The organism is Colwellia sp. E150_009, from assembly GCF_053543955.1.
The window spans coordinates 65,926-89,374 of sequence record NZ_JBHFOM010000013.1 but is presented as its reverse complement, the minus strand read 5'-3'; the positions used below and the strand labels follow the sequence as shown (position 1 = coordinate 89,374).

Genomic DNA, 23,449 nt, shown 5'->3' with positions numbered 1-23,449 from the left:
AAAATGAGAATAACATTTCTTGGTGGTACGGAAACAGTAACAGGCTCAAAATATTTCGTTGAAACCCAAAACACCAAAATTTTAGTCGATTGTGGTCTTTATCAAGGCTATAAATGGTTACGTGAACGCAATAGAGAACCTTTACCGTTAGATATTAAGGACCTTGATGCTATTGTACTAACCCATGCACATTTGGATCATTCTGGTTTTATTCCTGTCTTGTACAAACAAGGCTACAGGGGACCTGTTTTTACTCACGGTGCTACAACAAGTTTATGCTCTATTTTACTACCAGATAGTGGTCATATTCAGGAAGATGACGCTAAGTTTTATGGTAAACATAAACTCAGTAAACACAAAAAGCCTGAGCCTTTATATGATAAAGCTACGGCAGAAGCTTCTCTTTCATTATTCAAATCGGTTAATTTTGACCAAGAATTTTCGATAGGAGATATCGATATTACGCTACAAAGTGCAGGGCATATTTTGGGAGCAGCAAGTGTTATTTTAAAAGCAGAAGGAAAGCGTGTTGGTTTTTCTGGTGATGTGGGGCGGCCTAACGATGATATAATGTACCCACCTAAACCTTTACCTGAACTTGATTTATTATTACTAGAGTCAACCTATGGTAATCGTTTACATGATAAAGGTGATCCATACGAGCAACTTGCTGAGATTGTTAATTCAACAGCCAAAAAAGGTGGTGCTTTGTTAATTCCTAGTTTTGCTGTAGGTCGAACAGAATCAATACAACATATGCTAGCAACATTGATAAAAGAAGAACGTATTCCTCAATTGCCTATTTATCTTGATAGTCCAATGGCCATTAGTGTTTTTGATATTTATTGTAAATATCATGATTTAAACCGTTTAACAAAACAAGCATGTCAGGAAATGTGTGATATCGTTTCATTTACTCGAAAGGTTGATGACTCTAAAGCATTGGCCGATTTAGTGATGCCGCATATTATTATTGCTGGAAGTGGCATGGCAACGGGTGGACGTATTCTACATCACATGAAACGACTTATTGGTGATTACCGCACAACGATACTGTTTACAGGCCACTCTTCAGGAGGAACGAGAGGTGCAAAAATGATTGCTGGCAATGATACTGTAAAAATACATGGAAAATGGTTACCTATTAAAGCAAAGGTAGAAGCCTTGCATGGTTTATCTGGTCATGGTGACTATGCTGATATAACACAATGGCTATTATCTTCAAAACTAAAAAAGAATACAAAAATTCAATTGGTTCATGGTGAACCAGAAGCAAGTGAAGCAATGCGTGATCATTTACGACAAACAACTAAATTTGATGTAGAAGTAGCGAGTTATCATAAAATTCTGAGAGTTTAATGTTAAACCATCTACTTAACTAAAAAATCCACCTTTTAATAAAGTAAGTTATTGAAAGGTGGATGCTTGTCATTTTAATGTTGTTTATGAAAAACTATGATAAGTTTTTTGTGTTTTTAAACACGGCCTATTGGCCATCAGGAATTAAATAAGCGAGATCTTCATCATCATCAGCATGAAAATCATACCCTCCTTCAAAATCATCATTTAACTCATTGGCAACAGCGATTGGTAATTCTAAAATTTCTTGAATATAAAGAGTTATTGTTGCTTGCTGTTTAATAATGCTTTTCAAATCATTAAAATCTAATAAATCTATTTTTTGTAGGTATTCTTTTGTTAAGCTGGGTAATTGTTCAGTAAAGCTAATTATACAAGTGTCTATGTTTTTCAGTAGTATATCTTTCTCTGTAGCAGTTAAATAAGCAATTAATTGTTGAAACAGCGAATGAGTGAAAACTTTTTTATCGCTATCAATAAGCAGTAACGCAATAGCTGTATTAAGAAATTTTTGTAATTCAAATAACAATACGTCTTCATCATTATCAATAAGCAGTGTATTAGCACAATAATTTGCGGCAATACTTTTGTAAACTTGTAAAAGCTTAGCACTTTGGTAGCCTTCCTCTACAATAGCGGCATGCATTTGTTTAATATCAGAAGTATCATTGATAGCTAAGGCATAACGAGTTAAAGGTATTTCTTCAAAGTATGAAGGGGATATTGTTTTAAGCTGAGTATATTTAGCCCAGCCAGCCCTAAAGCAATAAACAATTCCTTGGCTTTTTATTATTTCTTTGGCCTTTTCAGTTTCATTATCACAAAGATCTAACAAGCCTAAATTGCTTAATCCCAATACAATTTCACACGCTTTATTTATTTGGTCAGCATAAATTATTGATAAGTTATCAGAGGCTATTCTCAACGACATATCTGATAATTGTTGCTTAGTTTTATGCATAAATTCGGGTGAAAAATATCCCTCATTCTCTCCATCTTTTAATGTTAAAAGTAGAAAAGGGTGATTTCTTAACTTTGCAATATTCATTGATAAATCCTAATCAATTAAAGTGGCGCAAACATATCGTCAGTATCCATTTCAACGGCTGTTACTCTTTGTTTATTAGCATTTTGTTTTAATGAATTTTCAATGTTTTCTAAGGTACCGTTAGTACTGACTGTCATTATTTCTCGATAGGCTTCTTCGCTTAATGTTTTTATTTTCATCAACAGTTCTTCAATACTGCCAGAGGTTTGTTCTTCATCTTCTTCTAATTCTGAAAAATCATGTCCAACAAAAGGTAATGATAAATATAAAAGACCAAAATCATCTTCTACAATGGCGTTTAATACTTCTAACCTTTTTTCCTCATCATCATTAGAAAGAAAAATTTGTGTTAATAAACTGTGTGCTTCAGTTTGCGCACAAAATACTTGGTCTTCAGCCATATTTTGCCAGTACGATGGCTCAACATTTAATAATTGTTTAATTGAGTCAGCATCCATTAGCCAGGTTGCAATAGACGGAATAGTTGCGTCGTGCTCTCTAACAATTTTAGCTACGGTTAATATATCCATTTCTGTTAAGACAGCAAGCATTGTCTCATCGCCTTGCTCTGACGCTATTCTTTCTAATGAAGTACCTGCGCGTCTGCCGCTATTTTGTGCTTGTTCAATAATATCGCTAGCAAGAATTAATGCATTTTTTGTCAAAGTGATTCCTTAAACTTATATGGTTATTAATTAAGTGAATTAACGGGGTTATTGAAGAGACCTTAAAAAGGTTTTCTTAATAATTTTCATCAAAGTCAGTAGCTTCGTAGTCATTAGTTTCATAATTATTTAGCTGTTCATCTTCTTCATCTTGAGATTTTATTGGTGTAGCATCATAATTATTATAAAAATGAATAAGTAATACGGCTATTTTTAAATCTTGCTCTGCGTGAGTCATGATTTCAGTAATGCAGGTTCTAGCATCAGCATGCACGCCAATAAAAGGCTTAACTTCAGCCCATGTAGGTTCTTCTGCGAGATTAATTTTTGCTAATTTTTTACCATCAATTTTAATTTTATTTGATATTGCCATCGCTAATTGGTCTACCATACCACTAAATAATAAAGGCATGGCTTTCAATTGCTCAAATAAATTTGATAAATAATTTGTCAATAAATCAGGGTTTTCAGGATCAGCTAATGAGGTCATGTTCTCTAAATACAGAGAAAAGTCGTCAGTTAAATAATCAGGTAAGCTTTGTTCGGTTTGCATCTATTCTTCCCTAATGGAGAGTCTAATTAAATGACTTAGAAAGAGTTTAAAAAATGTTTCATAAATAAACAAGTTCACATACTCATCAAATGTTAGCGTAAAGCATTTTGCCAAAAAGAATCTGTTATTTCTCGGGGATCTGTAATAACAGTATAGTTAGTTTTTAAATATAAAGATCGCTTCTTAGGATCTGATATTACATCGTAAGCTTCTTGAATAGCTTGAAACTTTTCTTTAGCTTCGCTGCTATCATTTCTATCAGGGTGATATTTGTTAGCGAGCTTTTTATAGGCTTTTTTAATTTCGATAGTCGTGGCAGCACGACTAACACCTAGTTGTTCAAAATGATCCATAAACTGACTATTTACCCTTTGCTGAATATTTTAACATAATAGCGAATATAACTGGCGCAATTCTACCTTTGAAATGACATTATTTATATCTTTATGTTTGCTTATTTGTTGTTTAATACGTCGGTTGAGTTCATTATCGTTTTACTCTGATTATATTGTACAAAAAATATGTGTAGGGAAGAAATTTAGGTGTGGAATCTAACGATAATATTTGTTGACCGTACGTAAAACATTGAGTTTATTTCATCAGTTGCTTTTATTAATAGAATAACTGTTTGTGTACCATAGTCTTTTCTATTTTTTTGATGTAAATTAATAATTAAAAGAGTTTACTCTTGCTGTATTTTCGTACGCTGTTTATTCTCTTTATTATTAAGCAAAAAAAGAGAAAAACATGACCGAAAATTATTTTAAAAAGTACCCAAACAAAGACGGATTTTTTAATGAGTATGGTGGCGCTTTTGTTCCCCCAAACTTAGAAGAAGAGATGAAAAAAATTAATGATGCGTATTTTGCAATCAGTAAGTCTCATAAGTTTATTTCAGAATTGAGAGACATTAGAAAGTATTATCAAGGTCGTCCAACTCCTGTTTATCATTGTCACCGCTTGTCAGAGAAATATGGAGGACAAATATACTTAAAAAGAGAAGATTTAAACCATACAGGGGCGCATAAACTCAATCATTGTATGGGCGAAGCATTACTTGCCAAACATTTAGGTAAAAAGAAGCTTATTGCAGAAACAGGTGCGGGTCAACATGGTGTTGCACTGGCTACAGCGGCTGCTTATTTCGGTTTAGAATGCGAAATTCATATGGGTGCTGTGGATATTAAAAAAGAATATCCTAATGTACAACGCATGAAAGTATTAGGAGCAAAAGTGGTTCCAGCTGTTCATGGTTTACAAACCTTGAAAGAAGCGGTGGACAGTGCTTTTGAGGCTTATCTTAAGGATCCTATTTCAACTATTTATTGTATTGGCTCTGTTGTAGGGCCTCATCCATTTCCAATGATAGTTCGAGACTTTCAACGTGTTATTGGTATTGAAGCAAGAGAACAATTTTTTGAGATGACAGGCGAATTACCCGATAGTGTTGTTGCATGTATTGGTGGCGGTAGCAATGCCATTGGTATGTTTTCAGCGTTTTTAGATGACGATGAAAGTCAGTTATTTGGTATAGAGCCTGCTGGAAAATCATTTGAAGTTGGGGAACACGCAGCGACGATGACATTAGGAAAACCAGGCATGATTCATGGGTTTAAATGTTATACATTGCAAGATGATAATGGTGAGCTAGCTCCCGTACATTCTATTGCAAGTGGCCTAGATTACCCAGGGGTTGGCCCCGAGCATAGTATGCTAAAAGACTTAAATAAAGTGACTTACGATAGTATTACAGATAAAGAGTGTATTGATGCTTTTTATGAGTTAAGTCGATTAGAAGGTATTATTCCTGCTTTAGAAAGTGCTCATGCGGTTGCGTATGCGATAAAGCTTGCGCAAAAATTTCCAGAGAAATCAGTGTTAGTTAACTTAAGTGGGCGAGGCGATAAAGATCTAGACTATGTTGTTGATACTTTTGGGTTACCTGAGTAAATTTGAAAAATCCACACCGTACAACTAAATGATTAATTAAAACAGCCAGTGTAAATTCAAGAATTTAGCTGGTTGTTTTAAATATCTAATTACTCACTACAAGAACATTTTTAAAAATAATCTGTAGCTTGATTAGGTTTAAATTATAATAAATCTGTTAAAGCAAAGCCAATACCAAAGCGTTGTTGTTTATAGTTGTAATCAATCAAGCTCTCGCCATAGCCATTAAAATATTGTGCATAACCTCTTAATTTCCCCCATAGAGGAAAAGTGAAGCCTAATTCTATTGCCCCGTGATGTACCGCAAAATTTTCTCTGAATTTTAGTGATATTTCATAATTTTTACGCCAATCATAAGCTAAGCCAAGTTCAAAATGGCCCATGTATTTATCAATGTCTGGGTTGTCATCACCAATGGTTTCGTGGGATGTAACTTTGCCACCTTCAGGGATTCTATACCATGGGCGTAACGAGAAAGCGAAATTGTTTTTTTCAAAAAGAAAGGTAACATATACTCTATTCCAACTACGAGAAAGTAATTCTGAACGCCCATTTGATTGGTGTTCAAAGCCAAATATAAGCGCTGTATTTGTACTGAAAGGATGCCAATTAGTTGGGGTGAAATAGAAAAATTCTGGTTGATAATTTGTTTCTCTGAAAGGGCGAGAAAGGTTACCTGTGTAGAGTTGCCACCATGATTCTAAAGTAAAGCCAAAATATAGCTGATCGCCTATATTTAATAGGCTACCTGAAGTTAAAGGTACTTTAATACTTAATTGAAACTTTGCTTCAACATCTTTAATTTCTTCAGACCAATTTGAAAGCTCATCATAAACTTCGGTATTTATTGCATCTGTAATAGATACAGGAAGAATATAATTCATTTTATGCGGTGTTATAACATAGGGATTAAAAGCTTCCTGCCTCTCTTTTATCATGCGTTCTGATAAAGCTCCAAGTTCTTGATTACCTACCTGGCTTTTTATAATTTCTTTTTCGCACTGGTTTTCAATTTGTTGTAACGTTTGGTTTTTATCTGTTGTTTTAATTCTTTCAAACAGACAAGCTTGAAAAACATCTTCAAATGTTTGTTCAAAGGCCAAAGAGACATTAGAAAAGAAAAGCGTGATAAGACATAAAAACAGTAGTTTTAACATAGTAAAGTGAAGTTAAATTCAATAGTTAGTTAGTGTGTCAGTATAGCTTCGTCTAATCAAAATGTCATAAATATGTTAAGTTATCGCGCTTCAACAAAATTTAAAAGCTTTGATAAAATTACAGTCAATATTTAAGGTGGCTAAAGACAGATTAAATTTTATAAATCAAGTACTTCTTTGGCGGCTCTGAAGGCTTCTTGTAAAGCAGGAGCTCCACAATATACCCCACTGTGTAAGAGCACTTCACGTATTTCATCAGTAGTTGCGCCGTTATTTAATGCGCCTCTAATATGACCTTTTAATTCTTGTGGCGCTCTCAGCGCTGCTAACATTGCAATAGTTACTAGGCTTCGCGTTTTTAAATCTAATCCTGTACGCTGCCATGTTGAGCCCCAGCAATGTTCATTAATATAGTTTTGCATCGGCTCAGTAAATTCATCTGTACTGGCTAATGCTTTATCAACAAAACTATCGCCCATAACTTGCCGTCTAACTTTTTCGCCATTATTACTCATGTTTCATTCTCCAATTAATTCTTAGTTTAAGGTTTGTTTTTCATCCATATTGTGAAAATGAATACATTTAAACAATGTTCTTGTGAAAAAGCACTATTTTTTGTGAAGTGAATCATTATAAACAGCGCTATTTAAAGAATATTTCACGTTGGTTTAATGAGTAAACTCAACGTGAATTTCATGATTAATGTGGTGTGAAATGATAGTTAATGCTTTATTTTGGGAATGGCTCCATATTTGTCATTTTTTAAAGGAGAATACGCTTACTTGTTAGGTTTACGCTGGCGTAGGCACTTTTATTTTTATTAGCGCTTGCTGTAAATCAGCAATAATATCATTAACATCTTCCAACCCTACAGATATTCTAATTAGTGAGTCGGAAATGCCAGCCTCTGTGCGCTCTTCCTGTGTATAGGGGGAGTGGGTCATTGATGCGGGGTGTTGAATTAATGATTCTGCATCACCTAAACTAACGGCAATAGAGAATAACTGCATGTTATTGATAAAATTAGCGCCACCTGCTATATCGGTATTAAGTTCAAAAGCAATAACACCGCCAGCGGCTTTCATTTGTTTTCCAATGAATGAATTACCAGGGTGAGATTTTAAACCAGGATAGTAAACTTGATTAACAGCTTGATGATGTTCTAAAAACTCAGCAACAGTTTGTGCATTACGGCAATGACGTTCCATTCTAATAGGCAAGGTTTTTATACCACGCATAATAAGCCAAGCATCATGCGGACTCATGGTAGCGCCAATATCTTTTAACGTTGTTAATTTTATTTCGTTGATCATTTCAGTGCTGCCACACACTATGCCAGCAACTACATCACCATGACCATTTAAATATTTTGTGGCGCTGTGAATAACAATATCAGCGCCAAATTTTGCAGGTTGCTGTAAAACTGGTGTTAGGAAGGTATTATCAACAATAGAAAGCAGCTTGTTTTTTTTAGCAATGGCACAAATTTTTTCTAAATTAAGTACCACTAAATTGGGGTTGATAGGAGTTTCTAAGAAAATAAGTCTGGTATTTTCTTTAATCACGTTATTAATATTTTCAGGCACTGTCATATCGACAAAACTCACTTCAATACCAAATTTTTTTAACATGTGATTCATCAAAGCGAATGAGCAACCATAAACAGCTTTCGATGAAATAATATGATCACCTGCTTGTAAATTAGTGAGTAGGGCAGCAGAAACTGCCGCCATACCTGTTGCGGTAGCAGCTGCATCTTCCATACCTTCCATAGCGGCTACACGCATTTCTAATTGACGTGTGGTTGGGTTGCCTAGTCGAGTATATATATATCCCTCATTTTCACCAGCGAATCGGTCTGCCCCTTGCTTGGCGTTATCAAAAATAAAGGTTGAGGTTTGATAAAGTGGTGTTGCCAATGAACCAAATTGTTCATCGTTAATGCGACCAGAGTGAATGGCTTGGGTTTCTATTGATTGGCTATTGAAATGTTTTTGCTTATTTTTTCTCATGCTACGCTCAATTATTATTTAATGGTTTATACCGTGAGTTATATGTGTAGCAATTTGATTGCCAGTATTATTTTCTCTTAATATTTCAGGTGGTTATGTTTTTTGAAAGTATTCCTAATTTTCTTTTGTAATTTTTTTAGTACATCAGGTTGACGGTTTTTATAAAAAAATATAATGATATTGTATAAAGTCGTTTGTTTATGGATTTTTAGCTATATTTAATAGTGTTGTAATAATATAGTTACATGTATTAATTATATTACAGTGGTTTATGAGGATCGTAATATGCGCATAAAAATTCAATCAACAGACAGAATCGGTATTAGTCAGGAAATTCTGGCAATTTTTGCTAAGCAAGCATGGAATTTGAAAGCTGTTGAAGTTAGTACAGAATTTACCTTTGTGCACATAGAGCACTTAGCATTGTCACTAGAAGAAATTAATCAATGTTTAAAAACTGTTGAGGGTATTATCAGTATTAAAGAAGTGACTTTATTGCCTATTGAGCAGCGAGAAAATCATTTACAAACTTTACTAGACCGAATTCCTGATCCCATTATCGATATTGATTACAAAGGAACTATTCTTGCCGTAAATTCAGCCACACGTAAATTGATAAAAACAAAGAACACCTCAAAAATGATAATTGGATTATCTATTGAACATTTTATTGACCAAAAATACGTCAGTTTATTGAATGACAAAGCGAACACGTTATCTTTGGTATTTAATGGTAAAACCTATTTAGCAGATATCACGCCAGTAGTTGCTCCTGCAATCGTTGGTCAAGGCCAAATTACAGGTGCAATGATCACTTTACGCTCAATGACAGCTGTGGGGAGACAACTTTCGTTTATGCAAACACCCCATGAACACAGCTTTGATAATATTATTGGTCAATCTGCAAATATATTGCTTGTTAAAGCCCAAGGTGAGCGATTTGCAACGTTAGACCTTCCTGTACTGATTAGTGGCGAAACGGGGACAGGTAAAGAGTTAATTGCCCGTGCATTACATCAAAGTAGCAATAGAGCTAAAGCACCTTTTTTAGCTATTAATTGTGCTGCTTTACCCGAACATTTATTAGAAAGTGAACTTTTTGGTTACAGTGCAGGGGCTTTTACGGGGGCTAAAAAAACGGGTAAGCCTGGTTTGATTGAATTAGCCGAAGGTGGCAGTATTTTTCTTGATGAAATTGCCGAAATGTCGACTTATTTACAAGCTAAACTGTTACGTTTTCTACAAGACTTTTCATATCGCCGTGTTGGAGGCACAAAAGAATTACATGCAAATGTTAGAGTGATCAGTGCTAGCCACCAAAATTTATCAAAATTAATTGCAGAAAATCGTTTTAGAGAAGATTTGTATTACCGCCTTAATGTACTTAGTTTAGCGCTACCCTCACTTAGAGAACGTAGAGACGATATTATTTTATTAGCAACACATTTTATTGAAAATGCAGCCAAACAAGTAAAACAAACTGTAACGACAGTACCTAAATTAAGTGAACAAGCCTTGCTGTTATTACAGTCTTATCAGTGGCCAGGAAATATTAGACAACTACAAAATGTGTTATTTTCAGTGGTTGCATTAATGACCTCTTCAGTGATTAAGGTGCAAGCGGTTGAACAGGCATTAGCAAAATTTTCTCAAGAGACTGAACACTCACAAAATTATAGTAAAACTGAATTACTAACCATGGTTACTGATTGGTCAAGTGCTCAAGCTGACTTTGAAGAAAGTTTACTCTCTCAACTGTACCCTTTATTTCCAACAACACGTAAATTGGCTGAACGTTTGCGGGTTTCTCACAATAAGATTGCTATGAAACTGAGAAAATATGGTATTGGTTAGGTGTTCGTCATCTACTTCACTTTATCGTATTTTTTATTAACTTTAACGATAAATATTTTGTTACGTCTGAACTTAACGATAAATTAACAGGTGTGATATGTTTTTATGAGTTTTGATACATTATTAATAAAATAAGGGAAGCAGAAATGAAAACACAAATAAACATAATAAAACTAATACTGTTAAGCATATTGTTCATTGTAAGTACCGTAATTAGCGCTATTGAAACACAAAATAACTTTGAAAAAGGTCAACGAGCGCAACAAGATATTACCCGTGATACCCAAAGTAAAGGTCCTGAAATCGTTGAATTGGTTGGTATAAAGCCAAACATGCAAGTGTTAGATATTCTTGGTGGTGGTGGTTACTATTCTGAAATAATCAGCGAAAAAGTAGGCCAGGGTGGGAGTGTGTACTTGCACAACAACAAAGCTTACATGCCGTATGTTGAAAAAGAACTCGATGCTCGCCTTGGTGATAACCGTTTAGAAAACGTAGTTCGCTGGGATAAGGAAACAGATGATTTAGCGCTTAAAAAGCAAAGCTTTGATGCCATATTTTTTGTTTTAGGTTATCACGATATGTACCATACCGCAGAGGGTTGGAGCATCGATAAAGATGATTTTCTTAAACAGCTTGATGACTCTTTAAAAGTTGGCGGTAAACTCCTTATTGTCGATCATAGTGCTGTTGCTAATTCTGGCACTAAACATTCACAAAAGCTGCACCGTATTGATGTCGATTATGTGAAGAAAGAGCTGACAGGATTGGGGTATAAACTCATTGAGCAAAGTAGCATTTTAGCGAATCCTGAGGATGATCGTATGGGCTCACCTTTTAGTAAAGAAATACGTCGTAAAACCGATCGTTTTGTCTTGTTGTTTGAGAAAAAATAAGCGTATGCCTTTCTATATTTATTAATGAAAAAGCCTTAACACCTATAATGTTAAGGCTTTTTTTTACTTTAAGTTATCCTTTAACAGATTACGTTAACGTTTAAAAACCACATTGTTTGCCTTGGTTTTTATTTTTCAACCAAGTATGAAGCGGGGCAAAGTAATCTAAAATAGCCGTAGCATCCATTTGTTCATTACCCGTTAATACCTTATATGCTTGTTGCCATGGTTGGCTAGAACCCATTTCTAACATGGTATTGAGTGCTTTACCTGCCTCTTTATTGTTGTAAATTGAGCAACGGTGAATTGGATCGGTATTCCCCGAGATTTCACATAAAGCACGATGAAATTCAAACTGTTGAATGTGTGCTAAGAAATAACGGCTATAAGGAACGCCACCAGGAACATGGTATTTTGCACCCGGATCAAATGCATCAGCATCACGTGCAATTGGTGCGGCTACACCTTGATATTTTTCACGTAATTCCCACCAAGCCGTGTTGTAGTTTTCAGGTGTTATTTCACCTGAATAAACTTTCCAGCGCCATTGATCAACCATTAAACCAAAAGGAATAAAAGCGACTTTATCTAATGCTTTTTTCATTAATAAGCCGATATCTTTAGATTCATCAGGAATCGTGTCAATTAAGCCAATTTCTTTTAAATACTTTGGTGTTACTGAAAGAGCAATAGTGTCACCAATAGCTTCATGGAAGCCGTCGTTTGCGCTATTTTGAAAATACACAGGCTGATCTTTATAGGCACGTTGATAGAAATTATGCCCTAATTCATGATGTATAACCGAGAACTCTTCACCTGTTTTTTGAATACACATTTTAATGCGTAAATCGTCTTTAGAGTCTAGATCCCATGCTGAGGCATGACAAATAACGTCTCTATCGGCAGGCTTAGTAAATAATGAACGAGTCCAAAAGGTTTCGGGTAGTGGATCAAATCCAAGGGAAGTGAAAAATTTCTCAGCGCCTTTTACCATTTGTATTTCATCATAATTATGGGCTGCTAATTGTTTAGTTACATCATAACCAGGATCTGCATTTTCAGGGGCGACAACATCATAAATATTCCCCCAAGACTGTGCCCACATATTACCAAGAAGATGGGCTGGGATAGGTTTATCTTGTGGAACTTTATCTTCACCGTATTCTTTACCTAATTCGCTTCGTACATAACAATGTAGATCGTCGTATAAAGGTTTAACTTGTCCCCATAATCGGTCTAACTCATTAGCAAAATCATCAGCAGGCATATCATAATTTGAACGCCACATTGTGCCTAAGTCTTTATATCCTAAGGCTTTGGCTCCTTCATTTGTTAATTCGGCCTGACGGGCATATAAAGACTTCATAGGAGGGCTAATTTCACGCCAGCCTTGCCACATTTCTAAAAGTTCATCATAATCTCGAGAAGTTGCCATGGTTGATGTCATATCACCAAGGCTCAGTTTTTTCCCATCTTTAGTTGTGTAACTTCCTTTACCATAAATACTACCCAATTCAGCACCTATTTTAGCAAGTTCAGCTGATTTAGCTGAATCTTGTGGTGCAGGTAACACTAAAGATTGCTTTAAAAAATTTAGCTGACGACGCTGAGTTGGCGTTACATCAATATTATCAAACTCTGCTGCTTTGATGGCAAAACGCACACCTGCTTCGGTAGACTTTTGATTAGCTTCAGCAGCAAGCGATGCTGTATCTTCAGTAATAAAGTTTGAATATATCCATTCAGCGCGCGCACCTGATACACCCAACGCAGTCATCTCTTTTGCCACATCATCTAAAAACACTTGCGCGTCTTTACTTGTTAACGCAGTAGGTGATGTTTGTTCTGTTTTTGACGTTGTATTGGTAGCTGCCTTATCTTGATTACAGGCAGTTAATGACGTTACAACAACTAATGCAATCGCTGTAAATTTAAATGTGTTTGTTATATCTTTCATTATAAATAAGTGAGCTTTATTAATTATTTGGTGAATTTAGTATATTCAAAGATGCTACCAAAGCAAAGGGGCAAGAAAGGAAGAAAACAGGATCAAAAAGGCGATTATAAAAGGAAATGCCTTTGTGGAATTACTTGAAATTTAATAAGCTATTGATAAATTTCGTTTTAAGTAATTGATTAATAATTGAATACTTGTATTAAAAGAGGGTTGAAATACTCTGTTTAATTATTTTTGACTGTATAGAATATGTAACAGTTTGTAATTATTTGGCCTATTTAAAGTTAATTTTTTGTTAATTTATTTGCAATACCAATTAAAATAAAAAAGACTCAGAGCAGATTGACAGATCAGGCCACTGAGTCTGGAAGTAAACATGAATTGTTCACTAAGTTGGAGGCTTTTAGGGATTATTAGTTCAATTTTTCTGCATGAAATTTTAATATTATTAATTGTCTGTTGATGGCACTTGACCTGAGTGTTATAAATAAGCTATTTTAAACGCTTGTTTGAATTTTAATAAATAATGTTCTTGGCGTTATTGGTAAAAAGAAATATGAGTACAAAAAATAAAATTTTAGATGCAGCGGAAGTTCTTTTTTCGGATAAAGGCTTTAATGGAACATCATTAAGAGAAATTACCAGTCAAGCAGAGGTTAATTTAGCAGCGGTTAATTATCATTTTGGCTCTAAAAAAGAGTTAATTAAAGCAGTAATGTCTCGTTATATGAACGAACTAAGCCCTCGTTTAGAGGCTGCATTAGGAGCATTGTGCACTGATGAAGCGAAACCAAGCTTAATTGATGTTTTTTCAGCTTTTATTGACCCTTTATTGCATTTAAATACTTTTAAAAACAATGGTACCAGTATATTTTTACAATTACTTGGTCGAGGTTATACCGATAGCCAAGGGTTTTTAAGATGGTTTTTAACAACACAATACCCAGGTGTTTTTACTAATTTCACCGATGCTGTTCATAAAGCTTACCCTGAATTGAGCGCTGAAGAAATGTTTTGGCGTTTGCATTTTACCATGGGAACGATTGTTTTTACTATGTCTTCAAGCGACGCATTAATTGATATTGCATTAAATGATTTTGACCGAGAAGTTGATATAGCTGGAGTGATCAGACAAGTTATTCCTTATGTAGCCGCTGGTGTAGCAGCGCCTATTGTTAGATAAGCGCTATTACTTAATTAGCAGAGGAAATAGCGCATTTCAATATGTTACAGTTTTTTTGCGTGTATCATTCTGTTAATCAATATGATGGCAAAAGCTAAACTATAAACACCATAAACTACAACCATCCATTGCGGCATAGTATAACCTAAAAACTGCCAGTCAATATCTCCACAGTCACCTGTAGCTTCAAACAAGAAGGGGATCCATTCATGTAAGGGAGCCCAAGTAGGGAAATTTGGAATAAACTCACAACTAAAAAATAAAGATCCTGAATTTGCCTGAATTTCTACGTGTTCTAATGCAATTAATAATCCCCAAATGGCACCAGTGCCCCATAAAGCATAGGCAAAAATACGCATTAGTAAAAAATTAGCGCCAGTAAAGCCGATAACTCCAGCTAAAATAATAGCGCAAATAGCAGCGCGTTGGTAAACACACATGATACAAGGTGCTAAGTTTAATGCATACTGAAAATATAAAGCACAAAACTCTAACGCTAAAGCAGATAATGCTAACAATAACCATGGCTTAGAATGGGTAGTTAACTCACTTAAAAATTTCATTTTTGTCCTACTACTATTGTCAATATTCTTATGATTTCAATTTAACTATTATTAATCACAGATGTAAATCATGAATAAAAAATAATCATAAATAAAAAAGCTTCTAAAGAGTATTTAGAAGCTTTAAATAATAACAAACTTAATATTAATAATGTTATTGAAATTGTTACAAGTTTTATTTATTAATTTATTAATAAATGTACATAGATACTAGCACCATAACCTAATGCGATGACAGGTGTCCATTTTAAGTGGCTGAAGAAAGTATAATAACCACGCGCTTGACCCATAAGAGCAACGCCAGCAGCAGAACCTATTGACAATAAACTACCACCAACACCAGCCGTTAAGGTAACTAATAACCATTGTGTATGCGACATTTCAGGGTTCATGGTTAATACAGCGAACATTACCGGGATGTTATCAACAATTGCTGAAAGAATACCTACTAATATATTGGCAGTTGTAGGGCCTAATTGACCATACATAAATTCAGAGGTCATACCTAAATAGCCAATAAAACCTAAACCGCCTACAGCTAAAATAACGCCATAGAAGAAGAAAAGAGTATCCCATTCTGCTTTCGCAATTTTATCAAAAATATCAAAGTCGTCTTCAATTTGATGACCTGTTGGCATATCTGATTTATCAATTTCACCTTGGCCAGATTTACGAATATAGTAACCAAAGAATTTCAAGTAAGCTAAACCTAACATCATGCCGAATACTGGTGGTAAGTGTAGGAAGTTATGGAAAGATACAGCGGTAACAATGGTCAAGATAAACAGAGCTACAATCACTAATCCACCATGTTTAATATGTGTCATTTCTGTCGATTGAGACGTTGGGTTGCCTTTTGGAATGGCAAATTGCATTATTAATGCAGGCACAACAAAGTTAACTACTGACGGAATAAATAAATGGAAGAATTCATTAAATTGAACTATTCCTTTTTGCCAAACCATTAAGGTGGTTATGTCACCAAATGGGCTAAATGCACCGCCAGCATTTGCACCAACAACAATATTGATACAACTTAGTGCAATAAATTTAGGTTCATTTTTACCAACGGCAAGAACAACTGCACACATAATTAGTGCTGTTGTTAAGTTATCTGCAATAGGTGAAATAAAGAATGCGAGAATGCCTGTTAGCCAAAATAGAACTTTATAGCTAAAGCCCTTTGCTACTAACCAATCACGTAAAGCATCAAAAACATCTCGTTCTAACATGGCATTGATGTATGTCATGGCAACAAGTAAGAAAAAGAAAAGTTCGGCATATTCTAAGAAGTTATGACGTATTGCTACTTCAGCTGAATGTGGCATGCCATGAGAACCATAATAATAGGCGATGAGAATCCAAATTAACCCTGCTGCCAACAATACAGGCTTAGATTTTCTTAAATGCAGTTGTTCTTCTAAAATAACTAGAGTGTAAGCCAAAACAAAAATAGCAATTGCTGTGTATCCAATCCAATGGGAGGTTAAATCTATGCTTTGATGCGCAGCATCTGATGCCAATGCAATGCTTGGCACCAGCATAGTTAGTAATATGAATAATAGATGTTTCATGTATATTCTCAGGTGTGGTTAAGGTTAAAAGGATTATGTTTTTAATTTTGCAAGATTCTAGCAAAAGCAGCGGTAACCATCAACGATATTAACTGTGTGGTGACAATAAGATACGACTAATTTTATAACATTTAGGCAGGTGAGTTTTTAACGTTTATTAAAGAAAATAGAGAGTATTTATTTTATTTCAATCAGATGTTTTTACTGTGAGTCGTGATTGATGAGAAAATAGCTAAAAAGCTATTTTCTCATCGAATTACAAGTATTTAGTTAATGTTAATGTTTGGCTGGTAAGTTTGCTTTGTGGTGCTCAATAATCCCCGAGTTATAAAAATTATCAGTGGAGGTACTTAGATGACCAGAAGCAATTGAGATTAAACCAACCATGGTCAATACCGCGGTATAAGGTAAAGCCATAATCATCATTCGTCCATATGATAAACGCACTAGTGGTGCAATAGCCGAAGTTAATAAGAATAGAAAGGCGGCTTGCCCATTTGGTGTAGCAACACTTGGCAGGTTTGTGCCTGTATTAATAGCAACAGCCAATAAGTCAAATTGATCACGTGTTATTTGACCTGCTGCTAATGCTTGTTGAACTTCTGTAATATAAACTGTACCTACAAAAACATTGTCACTGACCATAGATAATAAGCCATTTGCTAAGTAAAACATCACAAGTTGCATGTTGCCTTCATAAGTCAATACCCAAGTGATTACAGGAGTAAAAAGTTGCTGATCAATAATAACGGCAACGACAGCAAAAAAAACAGCAAGTAGTGAAGTGAAAGGAAGTGCCTCTTCAAAGGCATGACCAATTTGATTTTCTTCAGTAATCCCAGTAAACGAAGTCGCAAAAACAATAACAGTTAAACCAATTAGACCAACAGGCGCTAAATGTAATGCCAAGCCTGTAATTAGCCATATGGCGATGAGTCCTTGCATAACAAGTTTTACCGTATCGCGTTTGGTGCGTTTTCTACTTTCTTCTTCGTCAAATTCATTTAGCACTTCAAGTACATTAACAGGAAGTTTTACACCATAACCAAACCATTTGAATTTCTCTAATAGTACACAGGTTATCATGCCCGATAAAAATACAGGTATTGTGATAGGAGACATACGAATAGCAAATTCAATAAACTCCCAACCTGCTTGTTGACCAATAATTAAATTTTGAGGTTCACCCACAATGGTGCAAACACCGCCTAACGCAGTACCAATAGCGGCATGCATAAGCAGGTTACGCAAATAGCCTCGAAATTGTCTTAAATCATTACGGTTATAATCAGGTAACTGGCTATCTTGGCTGTGATCATGCTCGTGATGCGCTTCTTTACCTGAGGCAACTTTGTGATAGACAGAATAAAATCCAACAGCCACGCTGATAATAACGGCAATAACGGTTAGTGCATCTAAAAAAGCAGATAAAAAGGCACCTGAAAAACAAAACAACAATGAAACGAGTATTTTGGAACGAACACGCGTGACAATTTTTGTAAATAAAAAGAGCAATAGGTTTTTCATAAAGTAAATACCTGCAACCATAAAAATTAGTAACAGTATTACTTCAACATTAATGATTATTTCGTGCATTACTTGGTTGGGTGAAGTCATACCAATAAACACTGCTTCTATCGCTAATAAGCCACCAGGTTGTAACGGATAACATTTTAATGCCATTGCTAAGGTAAATATAAATTCAATAACTAGTGCCCACCCAGCAATGTATGGGTTTACTCCAAAGAATAAAATAGGATTTATGATTAAAAAAGAAATGATCGTTAGCTTGTACCACTCGGGAGATTTACCTAAAAAGTTTTTATAAAATGCACTCATAAAAGATTGTTGCATAATTTGCCTTTGTGTTTAGTAACCGTTAAACGGAAATATCAAGAATTAAAATGAGTTTAGGCATTTATGAGTATTTTGTAAATAATCGTATCTATGCGCTTGAACGCTATATTCTACAGGACGTTAAATTATTTGCAGAATTTTAACCTTACATATTGGCTACATGGTCGCACCAATACTGTGCGATTCACCTTTTGTTTCACTGATATTGTGCATGGAAAGCACTGTTTTTGTACGGTCATTCTATATGTTGTTGATAATAAGTGAAAATAATTGATGGCTTGTTTTGTGCATTAAAGTGCAAAATAAAAATATAACTAAATTTGATGAAAGCAGTTGCACTAATTGTTATCAAATTAACAAGCAATTGTTTAACAAATAATCAATAAAACAACATTGGAACTTAAAATGTCGAGAATACTATCATTGCCGCTATTTTTTATACTCTTATTTATGCCTACTTTAGCTTTAGCTGACGATGGAGCGCTTAGTGGTGCTAATACTGCTTGGATCTTAACCTCTACCGCATTGGTTTTGTTAATGACCTTGCCAGGCTTAGCACTTTTTTATGGTGGCTTAGTACGTAAAAAAAATGTGCTTTCAATTTTAATGCAATGTTTTGCAATAGGTGCTATTGCTTCAATTTTGTGGTTGTTAGTAGGCTACAGCCTCGCTTTTGGTGAAGGAAATGGTTTTATTGGTGATTTTTCAAAAGTGATGATGCACGGCATTGGCAAGGATGTTTTATCAGGTGATATTCCTGAAAGTTTATTTATGCTATTTCAAATGACCTTTGCTGTAATAACACCCGCATTAATTATTGGTGGTTTTGCTGAGCGTATGAAGTTTTCAGCAGTATTATTATTTAGTGGTTTATGGTTACTAGCTGTTTATGCGCCTGTTACTCATTGGGTTTGGGGCGGAGGTTGGTTAGGACAAATGGGCGTGTATGATTTTGCTGGTGGTATTGTAGTACATATTACTGCGGGTACAGCAGCATTGGTTGCTGCCATGGTTGTAGGCCCTAGACGTGGTTTCCCAAAAACGCCTATGTTACCGCATAATTTAACTATGTCTGTTACTGGGGCTGGTATGTTATGGGTCGGTTGGTTTGGTTTTAATGGTGGTAGTGCATTAGCAGCCAATGGTGATGCTTCAATGGCAATGTTGGTCACGCATATATCTGCAGCAGCAGGTACATTAACGTGGGCTGGTATTGAATGGAAAAAATTTGGTAAAGCGAGTGTACTAGGTGCTGTAACGGGTATGGTTGCTGGTTTAGGTACTATCACTCCAGCGTCTGGGTTTGTTGGACCAGGTGGTGCGTTAATTATCGGGATCAGTGCTGGCTTTGTTTGTTTTTATTCAACTGTTTACATTAAACAAAAATTGAAGATAGATGATTCATTAGATGTTTTTCCTGTGCATGGAGTTGGTGGTATTTTAGGGACTTTGTTCGCGGGTATTTTTTCTGCAACCACGTTAGGTGTATTCAGTGGTTTTGGTTTTGCAGAAGGTATAACGACGATGGCTGAACAAGTTGGCGTACAACTAATTGGTATTGTTTCAACTTTCTTATATACAGGTATAGTGACTTATATTTTGTTAAAATTAGTTGGTATGATGACAAGTGGGTTACGCGTGGGTGAAGAGCATGAGGTAAATGGTCTTGATCAGGTTGACCATGAAGAATCAGGATATAATCTGTAAATAAGACGATGTGCATTAACTGACTTCTTCTGAAGTAAGTGTTAATACTCATAGCAACATAGGTTAATTGAAAATAAAGGTTATTCAGAAAATATATGCTGAATAACCTTTAATTAATGCTTTATGTTGTTTTGATAAAATTACAGTTAAAGCGCTAACGTTAATATTTTACGGCTAACGTCAATGGTAATGTCGCCATGTTCGCCAAGTGCCGTCATACTATGTTGTTGTAGTCTTTCTAAAATACCGTCAATATGTTCTTTTGTAATATCTATTTCAGATAATCTGATTGGAACTTCCATACGTTTGAAAAAATCTTCAGTTAACGTAATGGCTTTATCAATTTTAATGGTGTCATCGCTATCAGTTAAATGCCAAACACGCTCAGCAAACTGCACTAATTTTTCATGCTTTTCGTTACGTTTTACTTTCATTACCGCAGGCAAAATAATAGATAAAGTTCGAGCATGATCAATACCAAAAGCGCCTGTTAATTCATGACCAATCAAATGTGTAGACCAATCTTGCGGAACACCAGCACCAATAAGTCCGTTTAATGCCATGGTTGCCGACCACATAATATTGCCACGTATTGCCAAATCATTTTTAGTTTCAGCATTTAACACCTTCGGGCCTTCTTCAATTAATGTTTGCAATAAACCTTCAGCAAAACGGTCTTGAACTTTACCATTAACATTGTAAGTTAAGTATTGCTCAATAACATGAATGAAAGCGTCAATTACACCATTACTAATTTGGCGGTCAGATAACGACAAGGTCACTTTTGGGTCTAACACCGCAAACTGTGGTCGTAATAAAGCACTAGCAAAGGGTAATTTATTACCATCACGCGTAACAACAGAGTTACCGTTACTTTCTGACCCTGTTGCTGGTAAGGTTAAAACAGCTCCTAGCGGCAATGCTTGTTTTATTGGTGCCCGCTTGATGAGAATATCCCACGGGTCATCACCTTCAAACAAAGCCGCTGCTGCAATAAATTTTGCGCCATCAACAACAGAACCGCCACCAACAGCAAGTAGATAATCAATACCTTGTTGTTTAATAATGTCTTGGGCTTTTATCAAGGTATCGTATGTTGGGTTTGGCTCTATGCCTGAAAACTCAAACCAAGTATGGTCAGCTAATGCGCTTACCACTTGGTTGTAAACACCATTGTGTTTAATTGACCCTCCACCATAAACTAATAATACTTTTGCATCTGCTGGAATTTCGTTCGCAATAACGTGAATTTGGTCTTCACCGAAGTGGATTTTTGTAGGACTATGGAATGTAAAATTTAACAAAGGAATACCTCGCAATAAATAAAATAATAAAGTTAAGCGTTTAAATAGCTCAATAATTTTTCGGCTACTAGCGTTGAACTTGCAGGGTTTTGCCCTGAAATAATAAGAGAATCTTGCACTGCAAAAGCATGCCAGTCTTCAACCTTTTGGTAGTCGCCACCACGTTTAATTAATTCGTCTTCAAGTAAAAATGGCACAACATTTGTTAACTCTACCGCGGCTTCTTCAGAATTAGTAAAGCCAGTAATTACCTTACCTTTAATGGCATATTCGCCGGCGCTGTTTTTAACATTTAAAAAAGCGGCCGTTGCGTGACATACTGCTGCAATAGGTTTATTTGTGGCTAAAAAATGTTCTATTAATTGAATGGAATCAGTATTATTAGTTAAATCCCATAACGGACCGTGCCCGCCAGGGTAGAAAACAGCATCAAAATCGTCAGCTTTTAACTCAGCTAAAACGCATGTGTTAGCAACAGCGTTTTGTGTTTTTGAATCGACGTAATATTTTTTAGTTGCAGGCGTTTGAAAATCGTCTAATTCACTTTTAGGGTCAATAGGTGGTTGTCCACCTAGGGGAGACGCTAATGTTATTTCAACGCCTGCTTTTTTGAATGTGTAATAAGGAGAGGCAAACTCTTCAATCCAAAAGCCAGTTTTCTCACCTGTATTGCCTAAATCAGCATGTGATGTTAATACCATGAGTATTTTTTTCGTATTCATTTTAATCTCGATAATGTTAATTTTGTATATGGGCTTATTAGTTGAGATAAGTTTACTCCTGTCCGTAATTGCTAACAATGCAGACAAAATTGATAACATTGTATTAATAAATGATACAATGGTGATGGGTTATATTTTAAAAGTTAGTAGAGTAAAGAATGGATATTTCGTTTGAACAACTAAAAAGTATGGTAGTGTTTGCACAAGTCATTGAGCAAGGTACATTGAGTGGAGCCGCCAAGCGTTTGGGCTTGTCACGTGCCGTTGTGAGTTACCATATTAAAAAGCTTGAAGCACAATTAGAAATAAAATTACTGAACCGATCTACTCGCACCATTTCACTCACCGAAGCAGGTAGCGATTACTATCAACACTGTCGTGTAATTGCTGAGCAAGCGTCTGCGGCAAATCAACAAATTGAAAACCTTAAACATGAACCCGTTGGTTTACTTAAAATAACCTGCCCAGTTAATGTGGGGTTGCAAACAATTGTGCCAGCGCTTAATGAATTTAGAACGCTTTACCCTAAAATTGAGCTAGACATTATGTTAACCGACGAAGTAGTTAATATAATGAAAGAAGGAATTGATTTAGCTATACGTGGCGCACCATTAACTGATTCTGGTTTACAAGCGACAAAATTGTCAACGTTACGTACGTGTCTTTGTGCCTCGCCGTCTTATTTTGAAAAATTTGGCTTTCCTAAACATCCAACCGATTTAAATAAACACCAATGGGTAGTTTACAAACTTACCTCAGGTACGCTTGAGCTAATGAAAGGCACTCGGTCTTTTAGTATTGAAATGAAAGGAACCATTACAACGAATAATGCGGCGGCACGTACTGCTTTTGTGGAAGGAGGGCACGGTTTAGCTCGAATTCCTGTTTATGATGCATCACCTAAAATTCAGCGAGGTACGTTGGTTTCGGTGTTCAATGATTACACCCTGAAAGACATTAATGTTTATGGTGTATTTCCTCCTGGTGGTGCTGATTCTAAAAAATTACGCTTGCTGATAGATTATTTAAAAGCTTATTTTATTAAACCCAGCCTTATTAATTAATTTCTTAAGCATTTATTTTTTAAT

Annotated in this window: 20 protein-coding genes; 7 read left to right on the top strand and 13 right to left on the bottom strand. The window is 35.4% G+C overall.

The features are described from left to right. Positions 1 to 3: 3 nt before the first annotated feature. Positions 4 to 1,359 (top strand): MBL fold metallo-hydrolase RNA specificity domain-containing protein, encoded by a 1,356-nt coding sequence (locus tag ACE1OF_RS08315; protein ID WP_448893823.1) that lies wholly within the window; start codon positions 4 to 6, stop codon positions 1,357 to 1,359. Positions 1,360 to 1,486: 127 nt separating this feature from the next. On the opposite strand, the gene ACE1OF_RS08310 is transcribed toward ACE1OF_RS08315, so the two are convergent. The 4 genes from ACE1OF_RS08310 to ACE1OF_RS08295 all read right to left on the bottom strand — a co-directional run bounded on the left by ACE1OF_RS08310 (position 1,487) and on the right by ACE1OF_RS08295 (position 3,978). Further along, entirely contained in the window at positions 1,487 to 2,407 is a 921-nt protein-coding gene (locus ACE1OF_RS08310; protein WP_448893822.1) for a hypothetical protein, read from the bottom strand. Positions 2,408 to 2,424: 17 nt separating this feature from the next. Continuing rightward, entirely contained in the window at positions 2,425 to 3,072 is a 648-nt protein-coding gene (locus ACE1OF_RS08305) for a hypothetical protein (RefSeq protein WP_448893821.1), read from the bottom strand. A gap of 76 nt (positions 3,073 to 3,148) precedes the next feature. Next, positions 3,149 to 3,625, bottom strand: a complete 477-nt coding sequence (locus ACE1OF_RS08300) for a hypothetical protein (protein ID WP_448893820.1) — start codon at positions 3,623 to 3,625, stop codon at positions 3,149 to 3,151. Positions 3,626 to 3,717: 92 nt separating this feature from the next. Next, the gene (locus ACE1OF_RS08295) at positions 3,718 to 3,978 is read right to left on the bottom strand and encodes a DnaJ domain-containing protein (protein WP_448893819.1); all 261 of its coding nucleotides are present in this window, start codon (positions 3,976 to 3,978) and stop codon (positions 3,718 to 3,720) included. A 394-nt stretch (positions 3,979 to 4,372) separates the two neighbouring features. On the opposite strand from ACE1OF_RS08295, the gene trpB reads away from it, so the two are divergent. Next, on the top strand, positions 4,373 to 5,575 hold the full coding sequence (trpB, locus tag ACE1OF_RS08290) for a tryptophan synthase subunit beta (RefSeq protein ID WP_448893818.1): 1,203 nt from the start codon (positions 4,373 to 4,375) through the stop codon (positions 5,573 to 5,575). A gap of 143 nt (positions 5,576 to 5,718) precedes the next feature. On the opposite strand, the gene ACE1OF_RS08285 is transcribed toward trpB, so the two are convergent. The 3 genes from ACE1OF_RS08285 to megL all read right to left on the bottom strand — a co-directional run bounded on the left by ACE1OF_RS08285 (position 5,719) and on the right by megL (position 8,744). Then, the gene (locus ACE1OF_RS08285; RefSeq protein ID WP_448893817.1) at positions 5,719 to 6,732 is read right to left on the bottom strand and encodes a phospholipase A; all 1,014 of its coding nucleotides are present in this window, start codon (positions 6,730 to 6,732) and stop codon (positions 5,719 to 5,721) included. 158 nt (positions 6,733 to 6,890) lie between these two features. Further along, a complete protein-coding gene (locus ACE1OF_RS08280) occupies positions 6,891 to 7,247 on the bottom strand; it encodes a carboxymuconolactone decarboxylase family protein (protein WP_448893816.1) in 357 nt (118 codons plus the stop codon). Between the two features lie 276 nt (positions 7,248 to 7,523). Further along, the gene (gene megL / locus ACE1OF_RS08275; RefSeq protein WP_448893815.1) at positions 7,524 to 8,744 is read right to left on the bottom strand and encodes a methionine gamma-lyase; all 1,221 of its coding nucleotides are present in this window, start codon (positions 8,742 to 8,744) and stop codon (positions 7,524 to 7,526) included. A 285-nt stretch (positions 8,745 to 9,029) separates the two neighbouring features. On the opposite strand from megL, the gene ACE1OF_RS08270 reads away from it, so the two are divergent. Both ACE1OF_RS08270 and ACE1OF_RS08265 read left to right on the top strand, forming a co-directional pair. Next, entirely contained in the window at positions 9,030 to 10,598 is a 1,569-nt protein-coding gene (locus tag ACE1OF_RS08270; protein ID WP_448893814.1) for a sigma 54-interacting transcriptional regulator, read from the top strand. 146 nt (positions 10,599 to 10,744) lie between these two features. Beyond that, positions 10,745 to 11,494 (top strand): class I SAM-dependent methyltransferase, encoded by a 750-nt coding sequence (locus ACE1OF_RS08265; RefSeq protein ID WP_448893813.1) that lies wholly within the window; start codon positions 10,745 to 10,747, stop codon positions 11,492 to 11,494. 100 nt (positions 11,495 to 11,594) lie between these two features. Here the strand turns inward: ACE1OF_RS08265 and ACE1OF_RS08260 are convergent, their stop codons facing one another. Then, positions 11,595 to 13,451, bottom strand: a complete 1,857-nt coding sequence (locus ACE1OF_RS08260) for a M2 family metallopeptidase (protein ID WP_448893812.1) — start codon at positions 13,449 to 13,451, stop codon at positions 11,595 to 11,597. A 556-nt stretch (positions 13,452 to 14,007) separates the two neighbouring features. Between ACE1OF_RS08260 and ACE1OF_RS08255 the strand changes: the two genes are divergently transcribed. Then, complete coding sequence (locus ACE1OF_RS08255; RefSeq protein WP_448893811.1) at positions 14,008 to 14,634, top strand: TetR/AcrR family transcriptional regulator; 627 nt, start codon at positions 14,008 to 14,010, stop codon at positions 14,632 to 14,634. Positions 14,635 to 14,678: 44 nt separating this feature from the next. Here ACE1OF_RS08255 and dsbB read toward each other — a convergent pair whose 3' ends face one another. From dsbB to nhaB, 3 genes are all read right to left on the bottom strand, one after another. Beyond that, positions 14,679 to 15,197, bottom strand: coding sequence for a disulfide bond formation protein DsbB (gene dsbB, locus ACE1OF_RS08250; protein WP_448893810.1), 519 nt, complete (start codon positions 15,195 to 15,197; stop codon positions 14,679 to 14,681). Positions 15,198 to 15,379: 182 nt separating this feature from the next. Continuing rightward, positions 15,380 to 16,771, bottom strand: a complete 1,392-nt coding sequence (gene nhaD, locus ACE1OF_RS08245) for a sodium:proton antiporter NhaD (RefSeq protein WP_448893809.1) — start codon at positions 16,769 to 16,771, stop codon at positions 15,380 to 15,382. A 276-nt stretch (positions 16,772 to 17,047) separates the two neighbouring features. Further along, on the bottom strand, positions 17,048 to 18,625 hold the full coding sequence (gene nhaB / locus ACE1OF_RS08240; RefSeq protein ID WP_448893808.1) for a sodium/proton antiporter NhaB: 1,578 nt from the start codon (positions 18,623 to 18,625) through the stop codon (positions 17,048 to 17,050). Positions 18,626 to 19,033: 408 nt separating this feature from the next. Here nhaB and ACE1OF_RS08235 point away from each other — a divergent pair, with 408 nt between their 5' ends. Beyond that, positions 19,034 to 20,335 (top strand): ammonium transporter, encoded by a 1,302-nt coding sequence (locus ACE1OF_RS08235; RefSeq protein ID WP_448893807.1) that lies wholly within the window; start codon positions 19,034 to 19,036, stop codon positions 20,333 to 20,335. Between the two features lie 146 nt (positions 20,336 to 20,481). Here the strand turns inward: ACE1OF_RS08235 and ACE1OF_RS08230 are convergent, their stop codons facing one another. Both ACE1OF_RS08230 and ACE1OF_RS08225 read right to left on the bottom strand, forming a co-directional pair. Further along, positions 20,482 to 21,639 carry an iron-containing alcohol dehydrogenase gene (locus tag ACE1OF_RS08230; RefSeq protein WP_448893806.1) on the bottom strand — a complete coding sequence of 386 codons (1,158 nt, stop codon included), beginning with the start codon at positions 21,637 to 21,639 and terminating at the stop codon, positions 20,482 to 20,484. A gap of 32 nt (positions 21,640 to 21,671) precedes the next feature. Next, entirely contained in the window at positions 21,672 to 22,361 is a 690-nt protein-coding gene (locus tag ACE1OF_RS08225) for a type 1 glutamine amidotransferase domain-containing protein (protein ID WP_448893805.1), read from the bottom strand. A gap of 158 nt (positions 22,362 to 22,519) precedes the next feature. Between ACE1OF_RS08225 and ACE1OF_RS08220 the strand changes: the two genes are divergently transcribed. Then, complete coding sequence (locus ACE1OF_RS08220; RefSeq protein WP_448893804.1) at positions 22,520 to 23,425, top strand: LysR family transcriptional regulator; 906 nt, start codon at positions 22,520 to 22,522, stop codon at positions 23,423 to 23,425. Positions 23,426 to 23,449 lie beyond the last annotated feature (24 nt).